The organism is Kitasatospora sp. NPDC007106 (assembly GCF_040634455.1).
Classification (GTDB): Bacteria; Actinomycetota; Actinomycetes; order Streptomycetales; family Streptomycetaceae; genus Kitasatospora; species Kitasatospora arboriphila.
In genome coordinates this window covers 1-3,611 of record NZ_JBEYFP010000614.1, presented here as the reverse complement: position 1 = coordinate 3,611, position 3,611 = coordinate 1, and the positions used below count along the sequence as shown (strand labels likewise).

Here is a 3,611-nt window from a genome sequence, read left to right as displayed (position 1 = left end):
CGCGTCGGGCGGCGAGCGGGGCGAGTGCCTCGGCGAGCGCCGGTGCGTCGCGGTGGTGCTCCGCGACGGCGGCGGCGAGGACCGCCTCGAACTCGACGGGCTCCGGGCTGTGATCGGCCAGCAGGGCGGCCAGCCGCTCGGCGAGCTCGTGCGGCCCGGACACGGCCGGCGGCATCGGGCGGGCCGGTGCGGGCCCGGGGGCGGCCGACGGCAGCGGTTCGGCACCGGCCCAGGGGGCGGCGTCCGCGTCGGCCGTGGCGTCGTCCGTGCCGAGCAGGCGGCGGGCGTCCACCGCCTGCACCGGCCCGAGCCCTTGGGCCGCGGTGCGGAGGGCGCGGACGGTGTCGGGCCCCGCCTGCGCGAGGTGGCGGGTTGCAAGCCGCAGGGCCTTGTCCTGGACCTCGGTGGCCGGGTGGGCGAATCCGGCGGCCACCGCCGGAAGCAGGGCGTCGATCTGCGCCGGGTGGCGTCGCAGCACGGCGCCGGCCCAGGTCAGTTGGGCGGTGGCCAGGGTCTTCTCGGGGCGGCCGAGGACGGCCTCGGTGAGCTCGGCGAAGGTGTCGGCAGGGAGCCGGTCGTCGAGGGTACGGAGGGCCGCCTGGGCGGTCCTGGCGGCGGTGGGCGCTCCGTCGGCGGCGAGCCGGAGGTAGTCGCGGGAGCGGGCGAGGACCTCGTCCGGGTACGGCGCGAGTGCGTCGTGCAGGTGGAGGAATCCGCGAAGGTTGCCCGGCCGGTCGCCGCGGAGCAGCTTGCCGAGGCAGTGGTCGAGCAGTTCGGCGCGGTCGAGAACGCCCTCGGCGGCCAGCGCGGTGAGGGCCTCGGGCCACACGTTCCCGGGTCCGGACCGGGCGGCATGCGGATCGGCGAACTCGCCTCCGACGTCCGGGACTTCGAACAGCCGGCGGACGAACTCGGCCAGCCGGGGCTGGGCGCGCAGCCAGGAGAGCAGGGTGTCGTGGTGCGGCACCGGTTCGCGCAGGCCCTGGTCGGCGAACCACTCGGCGATCTCGCGGTGGTGGTGCCGCATCAGGCCGCCCTCGCGAAGCCACCCGGTGACGTAGCCGTCGGTGGCCGGCACCTCCGCCCCGGACCAGACGGTGAGGCCGTGCGCCACCAGCCAGCGGGGACCGTCCCCGCGCGCCGGCAGCCACTCGGCGAGGCGGACGGCGAGCTCACGCTGCCACGCGGTGCTGCGGTGGGGCTCGAGCAGGACGCGGAGCAGCGCGTGGTGGTCCGCGTTGGTGGAGCCGCCGTCGGCCAGCGGCCAGGTGGCGTCCCGCAGGCGGCGGTCCGTGAGCCAGCCGAGGGCCTCGACCGGCGTGCGGGCGGCGGACAGGCCGGCTGCCCGGAGTGCCGCCAGCTGTCCGTGAGCGGGAAAGGAGCGGTTCGCCTCGGCGGACACCGCGTCGCGGAGCAGTTCGGAACGCAGCCGCCGCAACGGCGCACGGAGATGGTCCAACCGGTCCGCGGGCACCCCGGACAGACGCTCGATCACCGCGCCCGGCAACCGGGCCGCGATCAGGGCCCGCACCTCGTCCCATCCGATCACCGTGGCCGCGCCGTCGTTCACTGCTCCCGCCCTTCCCGCACCGCCGTGGTGCCGGCAGGAACCGTAGCGGGGGGCGGCGACAACGGACCGGCCCGCACACCTGCCCGGACGCGGCCGGGGCACGAGGCACGGGCGAAGACCGCCGGAACGCAGGGGGAACCGGGTTCCGCCGCGGTCCTCGTCCGACTCCACCGACCGGCGATCGACAGCGGCCGTGATGCTCCCGCTTCCGATCAGAGGAGCACGGGTACGGCGGAACAGCCGCGAACACCTCGACCGTGAAGATCACGGCACCTGCGTCACGACACGTGGTCGGATCGACTACCCGGCACCTTCCCGGCCGGACAGCTCGTCGAGGGCCAGGGCGGCGGCGCCGACCAGCCCCGCGTCGGTGCCGAGGTGGGCGGGCAGGACGGTGAGCCCGGCGGCGAACGGCAGGGCGGCGTAGGTGTGCAGGTGGCGGCGGAGCGGGTCGAAGAGGACGTCCCCGGCCCTCGCGACGCCGCCGCCGATCACGGCCGCCTCGATCTCCACCAGGGTGGCGGTCGCGGCGATGCCGGCGGCCAGCGCCCGGGCGGCGCGGTCGAAGGAGGCGAGCGCGATCGGGTCGCCGGCCCGGGCGGCCTCGGCGACGGCGGACGCGGAGGTGTCGGTCCCCGTCGGCCGCCAGCCGTCCCGGACGGCGCGGGCGGCGATCGCGGTGCCGCTGGCCAGGATCTCGAGGCAGCCGCGCGAGCCGCACGGGCAGGGGTCGCCGTCCAGGTCGACGCTGATGTGGCCGAGGTGACCGGCGTTGCCGGTCCGCCCGTGGTGGACACTGCCGCCCAGGACGAGCCCGGCGCCGACGCCGGTGGAGACGACCAGGCAGAGCGCGTCGGCGTACGGGCGGGCGGCGCCGTAACGGTGTTCGGCCGCCGTCATCGCCACCGCGTCGCCGCCGAGCACCACCGGCAGCCCCCGGACGGCCGGGTGCGCGCCCGCCTCGGCGACGATCGGGAAGCCGCGCCAGGCGGCGATGTTGACCGGGCTGACGGTGCCCGCGGAGGTGTCGACCGGGCCGGCGCTGCCGATGCCGAGGGACCGCACCCCGCCCCACAGCGGGTGCGCGGAGAGCTCGTCGAGGACGCGGTGGACGGCGCCGAGGACGGTGCCCGCGTCCTCGCGGGCCGGGGTGGGCCGCTGAACCTGGTGCAGCAGCCGGCCGAAGGGGTCGACGAGTCCGCCGGCGATCTTCGTCCCGCCGATGTCGAGGGCGGCGACGAGGCCGGGGGCGTCGGTTCCGGGTGCGGCCTGGCCGGCCGTCCTGGCGCTGCTCATGGTGGTGCTCCGGGGCAGGTGCGGTGGTACGGGGGTCGATTCTGGCCGAGCCTGACAACGTTGTCCAGCGCCGTCGGGGTCCGTATGCTGCGTGGTCATGAACAGCCGACCTGCCGCCAGGCCCACCATGAAGGACGTCGCGGCCGCGGCGGGCGTCGGACTGAAGACCGTCTCCCGGGTCGTCAACGAGGAGTCCGGCGTCAGCCCCGCGATGGCGGCCCGGGTGCGGGCGGCGATCGCCGAACTCGGCTTCCGCCGCAACGACAGCGCCCGGCTGCTGCGCACCGGCTCCACCGCCAGCGTCGGCCTGGTGCTGGAGGACATCGGCGACCCGTTCTCCTCGACGCTCTCCCGCGGGGTGGAGGCCGTCGCACGCGAGCACGGCTGTCTGCTGTTCGCCGGTTCCAGCGCCGAGGACCCGGACCGCGAACGGGAGTTGGCCCTGGCCCTGTGCGCCCGCCGGGTGGACGGGCTGCTGGTGGTGCCCGCGGGCGGCGACCACGGCTACCTGCTGCCCGAAACCGCCTCCGGTCTCGCGGTGGTCTTCCTGGACCGACCCGGCGCCGGGATCGAGGCCGACGCGGTGCTCAGCGACAACGCCGGCGGTGCCCGCGCGGGCACCGCCCACCTGATCGCGCACGGGCACCGCCGGATCGGCTTCGTCGGGGACCTGCCGCACATCCACACCTGCGCGGAGCGGCTGCGCGGCTACCGCGAGGCGATGGGGACGGCCCGACTGCCGGTC

General features: G+C 76.6%; 2 protein-coding genes and 1 pseudogene. 1 reads left to right on the top strand and 2 read right to left on the bottom strand.

Annotated elements, in window-relative coordinates; translation table 11 throughout:
- A pseudogene (locus ABZ641_RS29445) lies at positions 1 to 1,570 on the bottom strand (hypothetical protein); the annotation flags it as partial.
- Positions 1,571 to 1,870: 300 nt separating this feature from the next.
- On the bottom strand, positions 1,871 to 2,866 hold the full coding sequence (locus ABZ641_RS29440) for an ROK family protein (RefSeq protein WP_344622379.1): 996 nt from the start codon (positions 2,864 to 2,866) through the stop codon (positions 1,871 to 1,873).
- 97 nt (positions 2,867 to 2,963) lie between these two features.
- Here ABZ641_RS29440 and ABZ641_RS29435 point away from each other — a divergent pair.
- Positions 2,964 to 3,611: LacI family DNA-binding transcriptional regulator (locus ABZ641_RS29435; RefSeq protein ID WP_359986625.1), on the top strand; the 648-nt coding region annotated here is incomplete at its 3' end.

What these genes read in the sequence shown, in the direction of transcription:
- ABZ641_RS29440 (WP_344622379.1), bottom strand. Translation starts at nt 2,866, where the DNA reads ATGAGCAGCGCCAGGACGGCCGGCCAGGCCGCACCCGGAACCGACGCC.